Origin of the sequence: Undibacterium paludis (genome assembly GCF_022568815.1) — a bacterium.
Classification (GTDB): domain Bacteria; phylum Pseudomonadota; class Gammaproteobacteria; order Burkholderiales; family Burkholderiaceae_D; genus Undibacterium.
On record NZ_JAKZHX010000008.1, the window covers coordinates 214776 to 234951 of the forward strand.

Sequence of the window (20176 nt, forward strand, 5' to 3'; positions counted from 1 at the left end):
CAAAAATTTTATAATCATAGAGAACTGATATGCGCATATTACTGGCAGAAGACGACCCATTACTTGGCGATGGTTTGCAGGCAGGCTTACGCCAATTCGGTTTTCAAGTCGATTGGGTCAGGGATGGTGATGCAGCAGAATATGAATTGCGCAGCCAAGTGTATACCGCTGCAGTACTGGACCTGGGATTGCCGCGCAAAGATGGACTGGACGTGCTTGCCAGCATACGCAGGGCTGAAGTCAGCTGCCCGGTATTAATATTGACTGCACGTGATGCCATCCCAGCTAAAATTCGCGGGCTGGATCAGGGAGCCGACGATTATGTCGTTAAACCAGTTGATCTGAATGAACTTGCCGCAAGGTTGCGTGCACTGATCAGGCGCGCCCATGGGCAGACAACTGAGAATCTGGAAGCACAAGATATTTTACTGGATCCGGGAGCAAGAACAGTAAGGCAGGCAGGTGCAGAGGTTGAAGTGTCGACGCGGGAATTCGATCTCTTGCAAGCCCTTATGCTCAATCCTGATCGCGTGCTTTCACGGGAACAAATCGAGCACCATTTGTATAGCTGGGGGCAAGAAGTGGACAGCAATGCCATTGAAGTCCATATTCACAACCTGCGAAAAAAGCTCGGCGCAGCATCAATACTGACAGTGCGTGGAGTTGGCTACATGCTACCAAAGACTAGTCGATCATCATGACCGCACTTCCATCGCTGAAAAGTCGATTACTCATCCTGACATTAACAGCTGTCGCATCCATCTGGTTGCTGGCAACTGCCATAACCTGGTTCGATGCCAAGCATGAGCTGGACGAAGTGCTGGATGGCCATTTGGCGCAAGCTGCAAGCTTGCTGGCAACACATCAAATACACGAGATTGTAGAGAATGGAGAATCGCAGGATACACATAGTTTGCACAAGTATGCACCTAAAGTCATGTACCAGGTTTTTCATGCAGGGCATATTGGCTTGCGCTCAGCAAATGCGCCGGAAGCGCCTATCCTGGACGTTTCCAAGGAATTAAAAGAGGGCTTTGCAACCATTCAAATTGGCGGCCAGCAGTGGCGTGTATTTTACACAATCGGTGCTGACACAGATGTGCAGGTTTATGTGGCAGAAGAGGTACAGGCGCGCACTGCCATCCTGTATGCAGTTTTACGTAGCCTGGTACTGCCGTTCATCATTGCACTTCCCTTGCTTGCCATAGCGCTATGGCTGGCCGTGAGGCAAGGTATGAGCCCGATCGTCAAATTAGGCCAAGTACTTGAGCAGCGAGAGCCATCGGCAGTTAACCCGATTGAAATGAATGGCACAAGTAAAGAAACTCAGCCTGTTATTCAAGCATTGAATGGCTTACTGGAACGCATTGCCGGCCTGATGGAGTCAGAAAGAAGATTCACGGCGGACGCAGCCCACGAACTGCGCACCCCACTTGCCGCCCTGCGCACCCAGGCCCAGGTAGCGATGGTGGAGCATGATGAAACTAAACGTCAGCATGCATTAAGGGGCACGCTGGAGGCCTGCGACAGAACATCCCGTTTGATTGAGCAATTACTCACTTTGTCCCGACTGGAAAGCAACGCGGAAGCTGAATTTGTGAAGTTCGACATATCAGTCATGATACGCAGCCAAATTGCAGATATCGCTCACAAAGCCATCAGCAAGCATCAAAATCTGGAACTGGATGCGGACTGTAGTTGCGTTATCAATGCTAATGAAGTTCTGCTGGGTGTACTTGTTCGTAACTTGATCGACAATGCCATTCGCTACTGTCCAGAAGCAGCACGAATTTTGATTCAATTGAGCTGCATCAATGGTCAATATATCTTAACGATTGAAGATAGTGGAAATGGTCTTTCGGATCAGGATATCTCTCGGTTGGGAGAGCGATTTTTTCGTATTCAAAGTAATGTAGAAAGTGGCAGTGGCCTTGGTTGGTCTATTGCAAAAAGAATAGCAGCGGTTCACAACATGGACTTGCAAGCCGGACGTTCAGAAAAATTGGGGGGATTAAAAGTGACACTGACAATGCCTGTGCATTACTGAATCTCTCTTTCATATCAACAACTAGTGGACTGTTGCAGCACACTAGGAGTGCGCAATGAATTACGTCCGACTATTTTTTTTCATGACATGTGTTTTCGTCACTCTCTCACATGCGCAAAACAACGCGGATATACCTGCTCCACAAGTGAAAAAAGCAGCAAACAATAATTCTGAAAAAGTGATAACTAGCGGACTGTCAAAGTGAAAAGCGAAGTGCCTGCCATGTGCTCGACGATCATGGCGGCGTTACAAATACGTGCGATAGCCCCGCTATCGCTGTGTTTATTTTTCAAAACCTTGCCTTGCCCTGATTCGCCGGGCACATGTCCTTCACTTCCGCTTTCACTGTGACAGTCCACTAGTCTAAAAAACCTCGAAACTGACAAGGGTTGTACGACATTAAACAAGTCTGCACTGCCTCCCAAATCGCCTTGTTCGCACTCACCCTATTGATGAAATCAGTTCTAGTCGTTAGTCTCACCGGAAAGCGGCGTCGCCAGCATGGACGGACGCGCGATGAATGCTTCATACCATGCCGTCAGCCTGGGGCGTTGTTCCCTGAAGCCGGGCAGTTCACGAAACTCCAGCCAGCTTAAGGCCGTCGCCACGGCGATGTGGCCGACATGGACAGGGCTGTCCGCGTCTCGTTCTTGTTCCCGCTCCTGTTTTTGCTCTTGTTCCAGCTGCTGCTCCAGCCAGTCATAGCTGGCCAGCAGTTTTTGCGTATGGCCGTCACGTAGTGGCGGGTAACGCAGGGCTTCCGGGCGGCGTGTGGTCTCCCAGCGTACGGCAATGCCGGAATCAGCCATACCCTTGGCGATGGCCTGCATACGCAAGACATGCCAGCGTGCTTCACCCAGGGCCGGGATCAGCGGCTTGCCATTGTGCAGAGTGTCCAGGTATTCACAAATCACGTCAGAATCAAACAACGGCGGCAAGCCCGGACGTAGCAGCACCGGCACTTTGCCCAAGGGGTTTTGCGCATACACGGCCTCATTGCGATTGGTCGGACTGGTTTCATGATGAATGACTTCTATCTGCCCGGCCAGGCCGGCCTCATGGGCGAACACCAGGGCCTTGCGGGCATAGGGCGAATGGGTCTGGTAAAGTAATTGCATAGGTAATGGCATGTTGATGGCGTCCTGAATCGGGATGGTGTTGAACTGACGAACTGAATGGATACAGAAGGCTTACTACCTGTCGCCACTCACATGCAGACATGCTAATCCTGGCAGCGTGAATATTCGCCGCATTTGCAATGCTGCTGTTGCAGTTTTTCTGCAATATGGCTTGTCTCGCCCATGCGCCTTGCTTATACTGGGGCAATCATCATATCGGGAGGCGTCATGAAGCGATTCGCAATGATTGTTCTGGCCTTGTTAAGCGCCATGGTTTTCTCCAGCGCCTATGCGGACAATCCGTCTGACGCCATCGACATGGTTGAAAAAGGCCTCGCCTATGTCAAGAAAAACAGTGTTGAAGCCCTGATCAAGGAAGTCAACAACAAAAATCCTGAATTCATCAAGGGCGACATTTATCTCGTCGTGCGCAGCCTCGATGGCACCACCCTGGCTCACCCTGTCAATCCCAAGCTGGTTGGAAAAAACATGCTGGTATTACCCGACGCTGACGGTAAATTCTTCCGCAAGGAAATCGTCGAAGGTGCAAAAACCAAGGGGAAAGGCTGGGTCGATTACCGCTACAATAATCCCGTCACCAAGCAGCTGGAAAACAAATCCACCTACTATGTGCGCAGTGGCGATGTCACACTGGAGGCGGGGATTTACAAGGGTAACTGACGAGGCCAGACTCGTTCTCGCATATGGATCAATCCCGCATGAAGAACGGATTGCGGACGAACGCAGGGGTTGACCGCATACCAGGGCTTTAATCCTGCTTGGCTGCCGGCAAATCAGAAGGGTTGGCAGGCGAAGCTGATACTTCAACATCCGATGTCAGGCTGGCAGATGCTGATGCCTGCTCTGTGGCGGAAGCAGCGGCATTTTCTGTATTTGTTGTGCTTATCGTATCAGCCAGCATCTTTGGTGACTGTACGCCGGCCAGCTGAAACGGCACCCCGCTGGCGAGCAATTGTTTTTTCTCGACCGGCAATTGCTGGTACAACTCCCATTGTTTTGTTTTTTGCGCCGTTTCTATTTTCTTGGTCCGGGAGTAGTTGAGGCGGGCGATCTGTTTTTGCTCAGGGCTGAGCGCAGCCCACAATTCCATGCGTTTTTGTATGCGTTTCTGTTCGTCAGGTTTCAGGCTGACAAATCGATTGGCAATCTGCAACCATTTTGCCTGGTTGAGGCCATCTATCCTGTCCCATTCAGCTTGCAGTGGTTGCAAGACTTTTTTCTGGGCGGTACTCAATTCTTTCCAGGTTTGTTTACCGGCGATGACTGGCTTGGTGGTGGCAGGCAACGGTCTGGCACTTGCCTGCATCTGCGGACTGGCAGCAGTTTGTGCAATGGTCTGGACTTTGAAATATGCCAGGCCGGTCAATACACTGACGCACACCATGCCACTTAGCGTGATCAATCCTGTGCTGTGATTTGCTGGTTTCATGATTGCTACTCTCTATGAAAAACTGCCTTGTCCCCTATTTTAATCCTCATTTGGCTTTTCGTCAGTGTCCTTTCATTTTTTAAATCGGAAGAATGAAATTGATTCGGCAAATGTTTGTCATGGCAAACCAGGCTGGATGCGTTTCATTTCCCCGTGGGGGCAGGCACAGGATGCGCCAGGTCAAATGCATTTACCTGTTCTTGCCACAACCCTGCCTGTTCACGCAACCAGGCGGTAAAGGCACGCACTTCCGGCAGGGCCGCGCTGTCTTCACGCAAGACCAGCAGGTTGTCACGCGGGGTAGGGCAGATGATGTCACTGGCCAGGACCAGGCTGCCGGCCTGCAGGCGTCGCCAGGCGATGCTCAGGCGTCCCAGTGCGATGCCCTGGCCCTGAACGGCGGCTTCCAGCAGGACGTCGGCATCATTGTAGGCCTGGCCTTGCAGGCTATGGTCTTCCGGCAGGCCGGCGGCAGTCAGCCAGTTGCCAGCATCCAGCGACAGATGCTGCAACATGGCCGTTGCCGGCCACAGGCGTGCATCCGTACCCAGTCTGGCCTTGAGCGCCGGGGAAGTCACTGCCACCAGACGGTCGGTGAACAGGGTTTCGCAAATCTGGTCGGTACTCTGGCGGCTGCCATGGCGTATCGCCAGCATGGCCACGCGCGGGGCGGCGCGCACCAGGGCGTAGTCGGTTTCTATGATCAGGCGTATCTCAGGGGATTGCCGGGTAAAACTGTCCAGGCGCGGCAGCAGCCATTCCTTGGCAATCGATGCCAGGGTGCTGACGTGCAGGGTTCTTTGCGTGGTATCGTCTGGCGGGTAAATCGCCTGATGCAGGGCCGACAGCGGGCCGGCCAGGCGCGTCAGCAGGGCCGCACCGTCATCAGTCAGGCTGACCTTTGGGCCGTTGCGCTTGAACAGGGTCAATCTGCTCCAGTCTTCCAGTTGCCGTATCTGGCGGCTGATGGCCCCTGGCGTCAGGCTCAGTTCATCTGCCGCCTTGCTGAAACTGCCCAGGCGCGAAGCCGCTTCAAAGGCCTGTAATGTGAATAAGGGCGGCAATTTGCCTGTCATCTTGAATTTTCCTCACTTTCATCTTGCAAAAGTATCGTTTTTCACCTGTGCGGGGTGCAGCAATAATCTTGCTATCTTAACTGAGTCAGTGGTGGAACATGAAAGCGATCATTGTTGAACAATTTGGCGGGCCAGGGCAATTGCGGCTGCAGGATGTGGCAGCACCCGCTGGCGAGGTCATCGTCAATGCCGCCTGGGCCGGGGTCAATTTTGTCGATATCTACCAGCGCGAAGGCCGTTACCCCGGCGTCAGGCAACCGCTGGCCATGGGTATAGAAGGTACGGGTGTCATTGCATCTGCCCCAGCAGGCAGCGGCTGGCGCAGCGGTGAGCGTGTTGCCTACACCACTGGTGTGCAGGGCAGTTACGCAGAACAGGTGGCAGTGCCAGTGGCGAACCTGATACGCGTTCCTGACCAGGTCAGCCTGCGCGATGCCTGTGCCGCCATCGAACATGGCCTGACCGCCATCATGCTGGTCGACGAAGTGGCACGCCTGCCGCAATCCGGCAGTGTGCTCGTACATGCCGCCGCCGGTGGTGTCGGCGGCTGGCTGGTACAGTTACTGGCAGCGCGCGGCCTGACAGTATTTGGCACAGCCTCGTCTGCCAGCAAGGCAGACTGGCTGCTCAGCGTGGGTGCGCAGGCGATTCGTTATGACGATGGCACTGACTGGGCAGCCCAGGTGCTCGACAAAACTCGGGGGCGCGGTGTTGACGTGGTATTTGATTCCGTCGGCAAGGCCACCTTTGCACACAGTCTGGATGTGGTGGCCACGCGCGGCCATGTCATCCTGTTCGGTGCTGCCAGCGGCCAGCCAGAACCCGTCGATGTGCTGCAACTGATGCGCAAGAGTATCACCCTGACGCGCCCGATATTGCCGCACTACATGAACACGCCTGCCGCCCTGCAATCCAATGCCGACAAGGTGTTTCAATACCTGACTGACGGTACGGTCAAGCTGCGTATTCATGCGCAATACCCACTGGCAGATGTGGCGCAGGCCCATGCGGCGCTGGCAGAGCGTGGCACGCAAGGCAAACTGCTGCTGGCAATTCACCCTCAATACAATCAAGACACATATCAAGGACAATAATCATGACCATCATTTCAGAAAAACTGCAACAACTGGGCCACAGCCTGCCACCCGTCAAGGCGCCGGCAGCCAATTACCTCAGCTACACCCTGCAAGGCAATCTGCTCATCATCGCCGGACAGATAGGCAACCCTGGTACAGCCAAAGCGGGTGTCGTCGGAGCGGGTTGCTCGCCCGAGACCGCACAGAAAGAGGCAGAAATGGCAGCCCTGCGCCTGCTCGCTGTCATCGATGCCGTCACCGGAGGCGACATGACGCGCATACAGCAAGTCTTGCGCCTGGGTGTCTTCATCGCCGCCAGCCCGGATTTCGACGGTCACAGCGCCATCGCCAATGGCGCGTCCGACCTGTTTGTCGCCACCCTGGGCGAGCGTGGCCGTCATGCCCGTACCGCCATCGGCGTTGCCAGCCTGCCCACAGGCGCTGCGGTTGAAGTCGACGCCATCGTGCAACTGGCTGCATCATGATCAGCCATGAACAGCTTGCGTTGCTGCGTGCCCAGACTCCTGGTCTTGACCAGGGCCTGCATTTCAATCACGCCGGTGCGTCGCTGCTGCCGCAGGCGGCGTTGCAAGCCATACAAGCGCACCTGCAACTCGAATCCCGGGTCGGCCCCATGGAAGCTGCACTCATGGTCGCAGACCGTCTGCAAGCCATGCGTGAAGATGCGGCCAGGTTGATCAATGCCGGCAGTGAAGAAATCGCCTTCATGACATCGGGCTCCAGCGCCTTTGGCAGTGTGTTCGCCGCATTGCCGCCATTCAGGCAGGGTGAGCGTATTCTGGTCAGCCGGCAGGAGTGGGGCGGCAACCTGGCCAATTACCAGCGTGCGGCACAAGCCACGGGTGCTGTCGTCGAGGTCATGCCCTGCCGTACCGACGGCAGTGTCGACGCTGGCGCACTGGCCAATTGCATCGATCAACGTGTGCGCCTGATCTCACTGACCTGGCTGCCCGCCAATGGTGGCCTGATCAATGATGCCGTTGCGGTGGGCAAGGTAGCTGCTGCCACAGGTGTGCCCTATATCATCGATGCCGGGCAGGCATTGGGCCAGGTGCCGGTTGATGTCAAAGCCCTGCAATGCGATGTACTCAAGAGCGCAGGCCGCAAACACCTGCGCGGCCCGCGCGGCACCGCCTTGCTATATGTGCGCAAGGCTTTCCTGGAACATCTGCAACCGGCCTGGGTTGATGTCTCATCGGCGCCGGTCAGTGCAGATGGGCCAGACCTGCGCAGCGACGCCCGTCGTTTTGAAACCAGTGAAAACGCTGTCGCCCTGCAACTGGGTCTGGCTGAAGCTATCAGACTGGCGCTTGATATCGGCGCAGGAAACATCACCGCTGCCATCACCAGCCTGGCAACGACAGCACGGCAACGCCTGGCACGCATCCCCGCCATCAGCCTGCACGACCTTGGCGACGGTCCGCAATCGGGCATCATCTCTTTCAACCTGCGCGGTCACGACGCCATGGCACTCAAAAACCGGCTGGCGCAACAGCGCATTTACATTGGCGCCAACGGCGTACCCTATACTCCGCTGGACATGCAGGCGCGTGGCCTGCACAGCATCGCGCGGGTATCGCTGTCCTACCTCAATACGCTTGAGGATGTGGAAAAACTGGCGCAGGCCCTTGAAGGTTTGGCATAGGATACCTGTCGTCATGTGGCTTGCCACGCCCGTCATGCAGGGTATGGCACAGAATGGCATCATACTTCCATACTGGCCGTCAGGCCTGTATGGAAACGGCGCTTAAAAAGACGCTGGATGCCAGATCAGGTCCGGCCTGATGGTTTGGGCGTTGCAGGCTTCAACCAGTGAATTTGCACACGCTGGCTTTCAAGACAGATCACCAACCGTACTGATGGATTGCTGCTCCGGTCCATCAGACCACATCTGCATCAATCGACTACCTGCATCCACCGTTTTTCTTGAATGCTACGTTCAAGATAATACCTGCGTGGATTGCCGCACACATGGCAACTGCATATGGTCGCCGTGTGCAAGGCCCGCCCCAGATATTTTGAATCCAGCCTGCCGTAAGCGCCATAGAAATGATACTGCCGCTTCTTTTTCAAACGGACATCATGATGCCTGCGCAAGGCGCGTAAGAGATCTTTCATCATTGTTCCTCGATAACCAGGGCGGTCCGATTGCCGCCTTGTTGGTCATGAAGAACTGGGCTGAATGTTTTTTCATGGCGTTTGTTCCAGAGGGTTGTCGTGACTATTAAATTTTTTGGGGAGGTTTGCCTGATCTTTGCGGGATTTTGCGTAAGACTTGCCGCGGCGAGCACGATGTTTCCATGCTTCATGCTATTTCATTCTCCGACTGTGGTGCTTGGAATAATATTAATGGAATCAATTAATTTTTTAAATATTATTTGTTTTAATAATGAAAATATAAATTAAATTCTTATTTAATAGATATGAAAAAAATACATTGATTTAAGCCATAAATGGGCTTTATGATAATTTAAGAAAAGAAATTTAACAATTTCGGAGATGCAATGCCGCTTGCGGGTTCAGATAATGTACAACCGGTTCGCCCCTTATTTCGCCCTGAAGCAGGTGGAGGTAAAGGCCAATCCTGGCTTGGTGAAGTTGTTTTTCTGCGCCCCCTGTCTTTCATTGTCTACGCTGTCTTTTCACTATGTGTCATCACGGCATTGGTCAGCTTTGCATTTTTAGGCAGCTATACAAGGCGCTCCGTGGTTACTGGCGCTGTCTTGCCATCTGGGGGCTTGCTGAAAATATATTCTCCGCGCCCCGCACGTGTGCTGGAGCGTAAAGTTACCGAAGGGCAGTATGTGCAAGCCGGACAGATTTTGTTCACGCTGAGCGATGATTTTACCCTGGCAAAAGAAGGCGAGCCTGGTCGTGAAGCCGTTATGCTGCAAAACCTGGCGGGCAAACGCGCTAACCTCCAGGCTGAGCGCAACTCTCAGATCACGCAGAACCTGCAATTACGTGAAAAATTGCAGCGGCAAATCGAGGGAATACAAGCCGAACTACTGCAAATCGATCGCGAGATAGCGACGCAATCGGAACGCCTTGAGTCTGCCAGGGAAAATTTTCAAAGACAGCAAAACCTGGCAGCGCAAGGGTTTTTAGCTGCCACGGCATTGCAGCAAAAAAAGGACGAGAGTCTTGAGCAGCAAGCACGTTTGCAGGCAGTGCAAAGAACCCGCCTGAACCTGCAACGTGAAAAATCAGAACGAGAGGCAGAACTGGTCGGTGCTGTGACCGTTGCCACCCGTGAACAGCAGCAGCTTGACCGCCAGTCACTTGAGCTTGAACAAACTGAGTTACAGAACCAGGCAAAGTTTTCTATTACTGCCTCACAAGCCGGTACGGTGGGCGCCATTCTGGCTGAGCCCGGACAAAGTGTCAGTCAGTCGGCGCTCGCCACGCTCATTCCGTCGAATGCACCACTGGAAGCCCAGGCTTTCGTTCCTGCAAATTCTGCTGGCTTCTTAAAACCTGGTTTGCCTGTGCGCCTCCGTTACAACGCTTATCCTTACCAGAAATTTGGGCAATATCTGGGCCATGTCGCCGAGGTTGCCAAAACGCCGCTTGCACCATCTGAATTGCCGGCGGTGCTGGCTAGTGACAGAGGTAATCAAGTACTTTACCGCGTACGTATTGCACTTGACCAGCAAAGCGTACAAGTCTACGGAAAAAATGAGTTATTAAGTCCGGGCACCTTGTTTGAAGCAGACATCCTGCAAGAGACACGTACTATCTGGGAATGGGTGCTGGAACCTTTGTTCAGCTTGAAAGGGCAACTGTGATATTTGATGCTCTGAATATGGGCTGGCGTAACCGCGTACCTTTGATTTTGCAAAGTGAAGCAGCAGAATGTGGGCTGGCATGCCTGGCGATGCTGGCCGGGTATCACGGTTACGAGACAAATCTCTTGGCACTGCGCCAACGCTTTTCACTGAGCCTGCGAGGTGCAAATTTAAAGCACCTGATCGACATTGCTCAAAAACTCAATTTTTCCACTCGTGCAATTCGCATCGAATTGGAAGATCTGGCTTATCTGCCGACGCCTGCTATTTTGCACTGGAACATGAACCACTTCGTTGTGCTGGTGAGTGTCAATACCAGCGCAGACGGCAGTTTGAAGCACATCGTAATTCATGATCCCGGGAGCGGGGAATGCACCTGCAATGCGGCAGAAGTTGCGCAACGCTTCACAGGGATTGCACTGGAAATAGCGCCTGCCGCCGGTTTTGAAGCCAGGCAGGAAAAGCAAGCATTGTCTATTACGCACCTGCTTGGTCATATCAGGGGGTTGAGCGGTGCTGTTGTGCAGATCGTAGCTCTTGCACTTGGTCTGGAGCTACTGGCGCTGGCCGCGCCTTTTTATATGCAACTCGTGGTTGACTCTGCCTTACTGTCAGCAGACCGGCAGTTACTCACCTTGCTGGCCCTTGGTTTTGGTTTGCTCTTAGTGATACAAACTACGCTCTCCCTGATGCGTAGCTGGATGTTGCTGGTATTGTCCACGCATATGAATTTACAGTGGCTGGCAAACATTTTTCATCACTTGATACGCTTGCCTCTGGCTTTTTTTGAGAAGCGCCATCTGGGTGATGTCATGTCACGTTTCAATAGCGTACAAGCGATTCAGCGTACGTTGACGACCAGTTTCATCGAAGCCATGCTTGATGGCATCTTGGCGTTGTCTACCCTGACGATGATGTTTATCTATAGTCCAGGCCTGAGTGCACTTGTGCTGGCATTTGCTGTTTTATATGCGGTATTGAGATTTGCTTTTTATAGCCCGCTGCGACGCGCGAACGAAGAGAGCCTGAACATGGCTGCACGTGAGCAAACCATGATGATGGAATCACTGCGCGCCATCCAGTCAATAAAACTTTTTGCGCATGAAAACCAGCGCCAGCAGCGGTGGTATAACGCCCTGGCTTCGACCACCAATCGCCAGGTGCGTTTTCAAAAAATAGGCCTGGGTTTCAGTTTTGGACGCCAGCTGTTGAATGGACTGGAGAATGTCTTAGTGATCTGGCTAGGTGCAAAATTGGCTATGAATAATGTTTTTTCTGTAGGCATGTTATTCGCCTTTATCAGCTACAAAACCACCTTTTCAACCAGGATATTTGCTTTGGTTGATAAATGGATGGAGCTCAAGATGGTGGGGCTGCAAGCCGAGCGTTTGGCTGACATCGTCTTGACTGCGCCAGATACCTGTCATAGTGAAAATGAGCGTCTGTCTTTACACCAGGCCTCGCCAGAAAGCCTTGCGCTGAGCGTTAGAAATCTTGGTTTTCGTTATGCTGATGGCGAGCCCTGGATCATCAAAAATTGCAGCTTCGATATCCAGTCAGGAGAGTCGCTTGCGTTGATTGGCGCTTCTGGTTGCGGCAAGACTACATTAGTCAAACTCATGCTTGGCCTGCTTACCCCTACCGAAGGCGAAATATACATCAACGGCCAGCCTTTAAGCCAGTTTGGCATGCAGGCATATCGCTCTCACATTGCGGCAGTCATGCAAGACGATCAATTATTGTCCGGGTCAATACTTGATAACCTGAGCTTCTTTGACCAAAAACCAGATATGGAGCGTGTCAGTCGTTGCGCCCAGATGGCTGCTATCTCCAGTGATATTGAAAACATGCCCATGGCTTGGCAAACCTTGATTGGTGACATGGGATCTTCTCTTTCTGGCGGTCAAAAGCAAAGACTTTTGCTGGCCCGCGCTTTATATCGACAACCAAAATTGCTTTTCCTGGACGAAGCCACGAGTCACCTTGATGTTACACGTGAAGCTGAAGTTAATCAGGCAGTTTCCCAGTTGGCGATCACTCGCGTCATTGTTGCGCACAGACCTGAAACGATCAAAAGTGCTGACAGGGTAATAGAAATGGCCAAGGGTGAAATTGTCAGGGACTTGCGCAGGACTCCCGCAGGAGAAGACCTGGATAAAGAAAAAAACGTGCAGTAAAGATCGCTTTTTTTGCATGGCGTGCCGACCAGCCATGTAGAAATTTTTCTTGGTCGGAGCATCATTTAGGAGATACAAACGTGAGTAACGAAACTAAAGTACGTGTTTTGGGAAGACTGTTGGGACAAGAAATTTCTCCAAAAGAAACAGAAGACGTTTCTGGTGGCTGGATACCTACGAGCTATTTTCAAACAGGTTACTCTACTGGCGAAAGCAGTACGGATGTTGATGAAAGTGATTCAAGAGGTTAAGTTTTCCTAAGTGATATGGGGACTGCATTCGTAGTTCCCATATCCCCGTTAGTGCGCTATCTACAAAATCCCTGACTTGAAATGACAATTTTAATTCTTTCAAAAGAAGATGATCTTCATGTTTCTGCTGTTGAATGGGGCTTGAAGCAATTTGGTTGTGATACTTACATTTGGAATTGGCATAACTTTCCTCATGGCGATACTTGTAAATGGAATCTCAATGTGAATTCATTTTCTTTACAGGATATATGGGTCAATGATCGCAATCTGGGGAGCAATATCACTGCTGTCTGGAATCGTCGCTTTGGCGTACCAACACCTACGGCGAATAGTCATGAAGATGACTATGAATTGATTAAAAAAGAATCGGTCTCATTTTTGAGAAACATGCTTAGATTGATTGGCGATAGTGAGACAAGATGGGTTAATCCCCTGGTCCCTTCGATGGAGGCGGATCATAAGATCAGGCAATTAGTATTTGCCAAGCAGGCGGGCTTTGATGTACCAGATACCTATATAGGTAATGACCCTGCTGAATTATTGAATTTCTACAATAAACATCACAAAAAAATCATATTCAAAGCGTTTAACCCAGGCGGCTGGTATAAAAATGATGGCCCTACGACTGTACTGAAAACTGCCCGCGTTTTAGAAGAGCACATTCATCATGCTGAAGCCATACGTGCATGCCCGGCCATATACCAACCCTTGATAGAAAAAGAATATGAAATCCGGGTCACGGTCATCGGCAATCGGGTCCTGGCGGGGAAAATTTCAGCAGATAATACTTGCGTTGATTGGCGTTATGATTCGCCGCAGGCATGTAGAAACGTGACTTTTTTTGAACTCCCAGCACATATTGCTGATAAGTGCATTTCCCTGAGCAGAAGCATGGGACTGGAATTTGGTTGCATTGATTTGATTTATTCAAAGACAGGGAATATCATTTTTCTGGAGATCAATGAGGCAGGGCAGTTTATGTGGAAAGAATTGGCTGATCCAAAATTGAATGTGCTTGATGCGTTTTGCAGATTACTAGCTGCATCGGAATTCTCTGATACTGAATTGCAAACCAAGCCTGTGATTTCGCTGCAAAATTATTTTAAGACTGACGAGTATAAAACTACATTGGGCAACATCATCAATGCCAGTGGCACAAAGCCATCCAATATTTACGAAGAGGCCTGAATGAGATTCACAGCTTGCCTATTGTTTCTTTTTTATATGCCCCTTTGTATTGCGCAAGAGCCTTGTTCCCCCGCCAAATTGAATGCAGACCTTGAACAGGTGCTGGAGCTTGACCAAGGCTTGCGCAGGACCCATCAGTTCGCTGTCTATGACCAGAAATTTTCGCCCAGTGCAGAGCATCAGGCGGCAGTGGACAAGGCTCTGTCGGATATGCGCGTTGCGGACCAGAACAACCACGCCATTGTAGAAGGTATTTTCAATACCTGTGGCGCACCTGATGCCAGGTTATTGAGCTATAAAGCTAATACAGCCTTGTTTCTGACCATACAGCATGGCAGTAAGGCTGATCGCATCACCTATTTCCCCTACTTTGAAAAACAATACCAAGACAACCAACTACATAGTTTTCGCTATGTGATGATGGTTGATCGCATGCGCTTTGACCAGGGAAAGGGGCAGCTATATGGCACGCAATTTTTCCCCAATAAAGAAGGTGTGGATGCCTACGGTAATGTGGAAGAACCCGAAAAAATCAATGAACGACGCGAAAAAATGGGCATGACACGCCTGCTGGTATTTGATGAGGTGTATCCCCCAAAAACAGAACAGGGTAAATCCATGGAGAAATCCAGGTAGTTTGTATTGAGGCATTTTTGGGGTTGACCGCTCTTGCTGCACAATGATATGAAGGTTTAACAGTTGCGGTCGGAATCTGGCCGAGAGGACGATTAAAAAGACACCCGTGGACCGTGAAAGCGGAAGTGAAGGACATGTGCCCGGCGAATCAGGGCAAGGCAAGATGTTGACAAATAAGCACAGCGATAGCTTGGCTATCGCTGGTATTTGCAACGCCGCCATGATCGTCGAGCACATGGCAGGCACTTCGCTTTTCACTGTTACGGTCCGCTAGATGCCGGATCAAGCCCGGCGTGACGTGGTTGGGACTTGTAGTCGTCAATGCATGGCTGCACACGTATCAATGCCCAAAAAATACTGTTTCTGTGAATTAAAAACTCAAATCCACACATCCAGCGCACTGGTCCTGTCACCGCCTTCATCCCCGGTATTGACCACGCCGCGTGGTTCTATCAGCAGCAGTTTGACTTCGTGTTCTGCATAGGGTTTGTGTTCGACACCCTTTGGGACGACGTACATTTCACCTGCCGAGATCAGGACATGGCCATCGCGAAAATCAATGCGTAGCAGGCCTTCCAGCACGATGAAACTTTCGTCTGTATCGGCATGGGCATGCCAGATGAAATCACCTTCCAGGCGCGCCAGCTTGAACTGGTAGTCATTCATCTCGGCAATGACTTTTTGTGACCACTGTTCACTGAACAGGCTGAACTTGTGGTTGAAGTTGATGCTTTGATAGGGTATCGATGCGGTAGTTTGCTGCTTGTCCATGTTGCTTGTCCTGTGGCTGGTTGATGGAAACATCAGCCTACAAGGACGGGGACCATAAATCTTGTACGATTGTGCGTCGTTGGTGTCTTTTCTGTAATGCTGTTTTGATAATTGCTTAAAACCGCTTAACGATGCCTGTGCATGTTCAGCCAGCGCAGCGGTGTCAGCCCAAAGGTTTTGCTGAAATGACGGCTCATGTGGCTCTGGTCGGTAAAGCCTGCATCGAGGGCGCTGTCTGCCAGGCTGCGGCCCTGCATCATCATGGTCTTGACCAGGTCCAGACGGCGCATGGTCAGGTAGCGGTAGGGGCTGGTGCCAAACAGCAGGCGGAAGTCGCGTGACAGGCTCCAGCGGTCACGGCCGCTGTGGGCTTCCAGTTCTTCCAGGCTGATGTTGCGACTGACGGCGGCGTGGATGTACTCGCGCGCTTTTTCTGCTGCATGGTAATCGGCACGTTGCCTGGTCAGCGGTCGCTGTGATACTGCATGCATGGCCTGGGCCAGGTCGTACAGGGCATCCTGCTCTTCCAGCACATCCATGGCTTTGTCCATGCCTTGCAGCAGGGGCAGGGTGGCCGCATGCAGGCGTGGGTCGGCAGAAATACCGTCCCTGATGAAAGGCAGAGCCTGGCCGCCCAGTATCTGTTGTATCAGCGCCGGTTCAACATAGATCATCCGGTAATGAAAACCATCGCCGGTACCGGCCTGGCCGTCATGTGCTTCATCCGGATGCAGGACGATGGTGCCACCCGGCAGACTGTGGCGCTCGCCACCGCGATAGGCAAAACTCTGCACCCCCGCCAGGGTACAGCCTATGGCATAGGTATCATGCCTGTGCATGGCATAGGCGCTGCCTGCGAAATAGGCTTCAATGCGCTCCAGCCGTTCAGAGCCGGGGGCGTGGTGTATCCAGTCTTGGCGTTGTGGGTTCATGATGGAATAAGGGGTGTCCAGTATATGCTACCACTCCCCCGGTTTGCCCGCAGGCATCAATACATGCCGTTACACCGGGCTTGTCAGGGCAGGGGCAGGTGATGCTATGATCGATGCCAACTTTAAGCCCGAAGACCAGCATGCAAACATCCCGACTCCTGACCAGATTGATGCCAGCGTCCATGGTGCTGGCCGTGTCCTGCCTGTCATCAGCTGTCAGTGCTGCACCTGCCTGGCAGCGCCTGCATTTACCACAGCCAGCGCAGCAGGGCGGTTATGACTTCCCTGTGTATGCCAATCATGCGCTTGCCGGTGATGCCGCTGACCTGAAAAAAATACGTGAAGTCATCCTCATCCAGCATGGCATACAACGTAATGGTGACGATTATTTTGCCGGCGCGATGGAGCTGTTGAAAGCATCTGGCCGTTCTGCTGACGAAATACTGATCATTGCCCCCAACTTTCCTGGCACGCCTGACAAAGACAAGGGCTTTGATCGCATGCCGGTGTGGAGCGTGCAAGGCTGGACTGGTGGTGATGTCGCCTTGCCCGGCGCGGGTACGCCTGTCGGTCTGAGTTCACTGCAAGTCATTGATGACATCGCCCAGCTGCTGGCTGACAAATCACGGCTGCCGCAGTTAAAGAAAATCACCTTCGCCGGTCATTCAGGTGGCGGGCAGTTGATACACCGTTATGCCGTACTCAACCATGTCGATGAAGGTTTGCGCAGCAAAGGCATAGACGTGCAATATGTGGTGGCCAATCCGTCGTCCTATCTCTACTTCACACCTGAACGCCCGGCACAATCCGGCTTTGCCATCTATGACAAGGCAGCCTGTCCCGCTTATGATGACTACCGCTACGGCATGCAAAACATGGTTGCTTATGCCAAAGGCATGTCAGGCGCAGACCTGTACCTGCGTCATTTGCCGCGCCAGGTCACCTACCTGGTCGGCAGCCTCGATACCGATCCCAACCACCGCGTACTCGACAAATCCTGCGGGGCCGAGGCAGAAGGGCCAACACGCTATGACCGTGCCCATGGCTATTGGGCTTATGAACAATACTTGGGCAAGCACATCCCGGTGGCGCGGCCTATACCGGCAGCCAACCGGCAATACTTTGACGTGCAGGGGGTAGGGCATGATCAGGGCAGGATGTTCGGTTCACAATGCGGAGTGGCGGTGTTGTTTGGGGATAAGGCTGTGGTCAGCCCGCAGGCGGCGGTTTGTCAGGTGGTGAGGCCGTGAACCGGGGCTTGCCAGCCACGACTCGTTCTCTCAACATCATTTGATTGTGGTTGTGGTTGTGCGTGTTTGGTTTTCTTACATGCGTTCGTTGATGTGAGAGTACAGGCCGGGGGTAGCCCGGCGGCTACTCACTTTTCTTGTCTCGCCAAGAAAAGTAAGCCAAAGAAGGCGCCCCAGGCGTAGCCGCCCCCTAAAGGGGGTTCCCGGTTGTGCAGTACAAAAAATGGGAAGATCCGAAAACTCACTCCCCTTGCAGGGCGCACAATCGCTTGCAAGCGATTGCCGTTACGCAGGCGTGGTGCATGCACCACGAAACCCCTGCTACACCTCAAACATCGGCTCTTCTTGATCCATTTTCTGTACCGCACAACCGGCGTCTACACATGGGAACAGCAAAAGTCAAAAGCAACAGCAACAGCAACAGCAAAGTCAAAGGCAACCCCAAACCCGTAACGGCTGATTTGCTCTTTATTTAAAAATTTGAATGCTGGCTGTATTGACGTTGTTTTTGACGTTGGCCGTTCCGATGTGTCGATGCCTTTGTTGCTAGGCAGAAAATGGATTAAGAAAGGCCGATGTTTGAGCGCCAGCGAGTTTTCGAGCCTTCCCATTTTTTGACTTGCAGCAAAGGGAACCCCCGCAGGGGGCAGCGACGCCTCGGTCGCCTTCTTTGGCTTACTTTTCTTGGCGAGACAAGAAAAGTGAGTAGCTGTCGGGCTACCCCCGACCTGTACTCGTCAATTAACGCATGCAGGCAAAAAAGATTTAACACGCACAATAATGCTGTACAGGGTGATTTCGAGACCGGGTGTTGGGCTGATGAAGCGCTAGCCCAACCTACCAAACTGAGATTGCGTCAGACGATGTTCATCGGCGGCGAAAAACTTTCAGGGTATTTCTGGAATCTGTCTTGCTGGATGAATTAGGCGAAGCCTAACCTACGAACCACAATCGACCACCAACGAATGCCGTACAAAGAAATCAGCGATGAAAGAGGCATAAAAAAATGCCCTCAAAAGAGGGCATTGTAAAGAGCGCGTCCAGATCATGACTGGAGCACTACCGGGTTTTTATCGTGTTCAGCGATTGAGCCGGTTGCTGGCTTCGATCAGGTCATTGTAGGCACGCGATACTTTTTCCTGGCTGCCGTCTACCATCCAGGCTGAACCGGGTTTCAGCATCATCTTTTCGCCTTCGCTGTAAGGCACCTTGTCGCGGATGCGGCGTACGCGTTCCTTGGCGGCTTTGCGGAAGTCTTCTGTCTTGTGCTCCAGGTTAGACCAGCCGCTGCTGGCGCTTTCGCTGTTCTTTTTGACATAGGCGATCGCTTCGTCGGTCAGGCTTTCGTAGTCGGCCAATAGCTTGGCTGCTGCGGCGGCGTCAAAGCTCTCTTCACCGATCAGGCGTATCAGGTGCTTGGCTTTGGCCATGAAGGCCATGTGCAGATAGGGCAGTTGACGGCCTTCGGTTTTTTCCAGCTGCTGCATTTCTGCATCCAGCGCCTTATCGTTTTCGACTTCGATTTCGTCGGAGAAGATGCTGCTCTGCTCTTCAAAACGTTTCATGCTTGCAGCCAGCGGCGCATGCAGTTTCTTGCCTTTGGCAAAGGCATCGTCCTTGTAGTTTTCACGGCTGTAATAGGTGTCGGCGTCGGCTACCAGGTCACCGAGTTCTGCCAGGGCGTCAATATAGCTCGCACCGGCGGCATCAAGCTTGGCCAGGGCAGGCTGGATTTTTGCTGCCTGGGCGAAGCTGTTTTTGCATTTGGCGATGGCGTCGACATCGATCTTGTAGAGTCCGTATACAACCATTTCCTTGCCGCTGGGGCCGGTCGCCATGTCCTTGACCCAGCTGCGGTAGCGGTCAATGCTGCGGTGGGCATTGCCGTCGAGCTGGTTATAACAGGCGATGTAGTCCTGCAGCTTGTTGGCATTGGCATCTGCTGTTGCTGGTGCAACTGCGCTTGCTGCTGCTGATGCACTGGCCAGTATGGGCGGCGGCGTGACTGCCGGCGCTGGTGCATCCTCATTTTTTTTACTGCAGGCGCTGATCATCAGACCCAGGCCCAGGCAGGCAAGCATGGTTTTTACCTTGTGCCTGTGTTGCCCCGGTACTGGCAGTTGCGGGTGTACGGCGGATGAACTGGGTGTTGCAGGCTGATGAGTCATGTGGGCTGTGTATCGTAGTGTTGCATTAACGTGCGCTATCTTAGCCGCTGATATTTACAAAAGCTGCAACAATTTGTATCTGTCCTCTATGTGTAGTTTGCCATGCCTGCCATGGCCATGCTCGCTTAATTTCATTGAACGTCGCTCTTTGTTACGTCTTGTTACGTGTTTGTGTCTGGCCGGTCGCAGGCTGGCGACCAGCGGTCGTTAGTTTTTATTGTTGTTTG

Annotated in this window: 18 protein-coding genes; 12 read left to right on the forward strand and 6 right to left on the reverse strand. The window is 52.4% G+C overall.

What is annotated here, in order from left to right; all coding sequences use genetic code 11:
- The first annotated feature begins 29 nt into the window (after positions 1 to 29).
- Complete coding sequence (locus tag LZ463_RS15245; RefSeq protein WP_241456678.1) at positions 30 to 701, forward strand: response regulator transcription factor; 672 nt, start codon at positions 30 to 32, stop codon at positions 699 to 701.
- Positions 698 to 2047: an ATP-binding protein gene (locus LZ463_RS15250; RefSeq protein WP_241456679.1), complete on the forward strand. Its 1350-nt coding sequence runs from the start codon at positions 698 to 700 to the stop codon at positions 2045 to 2047. The genes LZ463_RS15245 and LZ463_RS15250 overlap by 4 nt, the downstream gene beginning before the upstream one ends.
- A 464-nt stretch (positions 2048 to 2511) precedes the next feature.
- Here LZ463_RS15250 and LZ463_RS15255 read toward each other — a convergent pair whose 3' ends face one another.
- A complete protein-coding gene (locus LZ463_RS15255) occupies positions 2512 to 3177 on the reverse strand; it encodes a glutathione S-transferase (protein WP_241456680.1) in 666 nt (221 codons plus the stop codon).
- A gap of 216 nt (positions 3178 to 3393) precedes the next feature.
- Here LZ463_RS15255 and LZ463_RS15260 point away from each other — a divergent pair, with 216 nt between their 5' ends.
- Positions 3394 to 3846: a cache domain-containing protein gene (locus LZ463_RS15260; RefSeq protein ID WP_241456681.1), complete on the forward strand. Its 453-nt coding sequence runs from the start codon at positions 3394 to 3396 to the stop codon at positions 3844 to 3846.
- 88 nt (positions 3847 to 3934) lie between these two features.
- On the opposite strand, the gene LZ463_RS15265 is transcribed toward LZ463_RS15260, so the two are convergent.
- Both LZ463_RS15265 and LZ463_RS15270 read right to left on the reverse strand, forming a co-directional pair.
- The gene (locus LZ463_RS15265) at positions 3935 to 4615 is read right to left on the reverse strand and encodes a DUF3106 domain-containing protein (protein WP_241456682.1); all 681 of its coding nucleotides are present in this window, start codon (positions 4613 to 4615) and stop codon (positions 3935 to 3937) included.
- 143 nt (positions 4616 to 4758) lie between these two features.
- Entirely contained in the window at positions 4759 to 5691 is a 933-nt protein-coding gene (locus LZ463_RS15270; protein ID WP_241456683.1) for a LysR substrate-binding domain-containing protein, read from the reverse strand.
- Positions 5692 to 5789: 98 nt separating this feature from the next.
- On the opposite strand from LZ463_RS15270, the gene LZ463_RS15275 reads away from it, so the two are divergent.
- From LZ463_RS15275 to LZ463_RS15310, 8 genes are all read left to right on the forward strand, one after another.
- On the forward strand, positions 5790 to 6785 hold the full coding sequence (locus tag LZ463_RS15275; RefSeq protein ID WP_241456684.1) for a quinone oxidoreductase family protein: 996 nt from the start codon (positions 5790 to 5792) through the stop codon (positions 6783 to 6785).
- 2 nt (positions 6786 to 6787) lie between these two features.
- Positions 6788 to 7252 (forward strand): RidA family protein, encoded by a 465-nt coding sequence (locus LZ463_RS15280; RefSeq protein ID WP_241456685.1) that lies wholly within the window; start codon positions 6788 to 6790, stop codon positions 7250 to 7252.
- The gene (locus LZ463_RS15285) at positions 7249 to 8433 is read left to right on the forward strand and encodes an aminotransferase class V-fold PLP-dependent enzyme (protein ID WP_241456686.1); all 1185 of its coding nucleotides are present in this window, start codon (positions 7249 to 7251) and stop codon (positions 8431 to 8433) included. Before LZ463_RS15280 ends, LZ463_RS15285 begins: the two co-directional genes overlap by 4 nt.
- An 859-nt stretch (positions 8434 to 9292) precedes the next feature.
- The gene (locus LZ463_RS15290) at positions 9293 to 10576 is read left to right on the forward strand and encodes an HlyD family secretion protein (RefSeq protein WP_241456687.1); all 1284 of its coding nucleotides are present in this window, start codon (positions 9293 to 9295) and stop codon (positions 10574 to 10576) included.
- Positions 10573 to 12753, forward strand: a complete 2181-nt coding sequence (locus LZ463_RS15295; protein WP_347176272.1) for a peptidase domain-containing ABC transporter — start codon at positions 10573 to 10575, stop codon at positions 12751 to 12753. The genes LZ463_RS15290 and LZ463_RS15295 overlap by 4 nt, the downstream gene beginning before the upstream one ends.
- An 80-nt stretch (positions 12754 to 12833) precedes the next feature.
- Positions 12834 to 13004, forward strand: coding sequence for a hypothetical protein (locus tag LZ463_RS15300; protein WP_241456689.1), 171 nt, complete (start codon positions 12834 to 12836; stop codon positions 13002 to 13004).
- 81 nt (positions 13005 to 13085) lie between these two features.
- Entirely contained in the window at positions 13086 to 14192 is a 1107-nt protein-coding gene (locus LZ463_RS15305; RefSeq protein WP_241456690.1) for an MvdC/MvdD family ATP grasp protein, read from the forward strand.
- 78 nt (positions 14193 to 14270) lie between these two features.
- A complete protein-coding gene (locus LZ463_RS15310; RefSeq protein WP_241456691.1) occupies positions 14271 to 14828 on the forward strand; it encodes a hypothetical protein in 558 nt (185 codons plus the stop codon).
- Positions 14829 to 15206: 378 nt separating this feature from the next.
- Here LZ463_RS15310 and LZ463_RS15315 read toward each other — a convergent pair whose 3' ends face one another.
- Both LZ463_RS15315 and LZ463_RS15320 read right to left on the reverse strand, forming a co-directional pair.
- Positions 15207 to 15599 (reverse strand): cupin domain-containing protein, encoded by a 393-nt coding sequence (locus LZ463_RS15315; RefSeq protein ID WP_241456692.1) that lies wholly within the window; start codon positions 15597 to 15599, stop codon positions 15207 to 15209.
- A 125-nt stretch (positions 15600 to 15724) separates the two neighbouring features.
- Positions 15725 to 16531 carry an AraC family transcriptional regulator gene (locus LZ463_RS15320; RefSeq protein WP_241456693.1) on the reverse strand — a complete coding sequence of 269 codons (807 nt, stop codon included), beginning with the start codon at positions 16529 to 16531 and terminating at the stop codon, positions 15725 to 15727.
- Between the two features lie 140 nt (positions 16532 to 16671).
- On the opposite strand from LZ463_RS15320, the gene LZ463_RS15325 reads away from it, so the two are divergent.
- Complete coding sequence (locus tag LZ463_RS15325; protein ID WP_489686123.1) at positions 16672 to 17781, forward strand: hypothetical protein; 1110 nt, start codon at positions 16672 to 16674, stop codon at positions 17779 to 17781.
- Positions 17782 to 18860: 1079 nt separating this feature from the next.
- Here the strand turns inward: LZ463_RS15325 and LZ463_RS15330 are convergent.
- Positions 18861 to 19949: a YiiG family protein gene (locus LZ463_RS15330; RefSeq protein WP_241456694.1), complete on the reverse strand. Its 1089-nt coding sequence runs from the start codon at positions 19947 to 19949 to the stop codon at positions 18861 to 18863.
- Positions 19950 to 20176: the final 227 nt, after the last annotated feature.

Coding starts and splice junctions, on each gene's coding strand:
- LZ463_RS15245 (WP_241456678.1), top strand. CDS start 30: ATGCGCATATTACTGGCAGAAGACGACCCATTACTTGGCGATGGTTTG.
- LZ463_RS15250 (WP_241456679.1), top strand. CDS start 698: ATGACCGCACTTCCATCGCTGAAAAGTCGATTACTCATCCTGACATTA.
- LZ463_RS15255 (WP_241456680.1), bottom strand. CDS start 3,177: ATGCCATTACCTATGCAATTACTTTACCAGACCCATTCGCCCTATGCC.
- LZ463_RS15260 (WP_241456681.1), top strand. CDS start 3,394: ATGAAGCGATTCGCAATGATTGTTCTGGCCTTGTTAAGCGCCATGGTT.
- LZ463_RS15265 (WP_241456682.1), bottom strand. CDS start 4,615: ATGAAACCAGCAAATCACAGCACAGGATTGATCACGCTAAGTGGCATG.
- LZ463_RS15270 (WP_241456683.1), bottom strand. CDS start 5,691: ATGACAGGCAAATTGCCGCCCTTATTCACATTACAGGCCTTTGAAGCG.
- LZ463_RS15275 (WP_241456684.1), top strand. CDS start 5,790: ATGAAAGCGATCATTGTTGAACAATTTGGCGGGCCAGGGCAATTGCGG.
- LZ463_RS15280 (WP_241456685.1), top strand. CDS start 6,788: ATGACCATCATTTCAGAAAAACTGCAACAACTGGGCCACAGCCTGCCA.
- LZ463_RS15285 (WP_241456686.1), top strand. CDS start 7,249: ATGATCAGCCATGAACAGCTTGCGTTGCTGCGTGCCCAGACTCCTGGT.
- LZ463_RS15290 (WP_241456687.1), top strand. CDS start 9,293: ATGCCGCTTGCGGGTTCAGATAATGTACAACCGGTTCGCCCCTTATTT.
- LZ463_RS15305 (WP_241456690.1), top strand. CDS start 13,086: ATGACAATTTTAATTCTTTCAAAAGAAGATGATCTTCATGTTTCTGCT.
- LZ463_RS15315 (WP_241456692.1), bottom strand. CDS start 15,599: ATGGACAAGCAGCAAACTACCGCATCGATACCCTATCAAAGCATCAAC.
- LZ463_RS15320 (WP_241456693.1), bottom strand. CDS start 16,531: ATGAACCCACAACGCCAAGACTGGATACACCACGCCCCCGGCTCTGAA.
- LZ463_RS15325 (WP_489686123.1), top strand. CDS start 16,672: ATGCAAACATCCCGACTCCTGACCAGATTGATGCCAGCGTCCATGGTG.
- LZ463_RS15330 (WP_241456694.1), bottom strand. CDS start 19,949: ATGACTCATCAGCCTGCAACACCCAGTTCATCCGCCGTACACCCGCAA.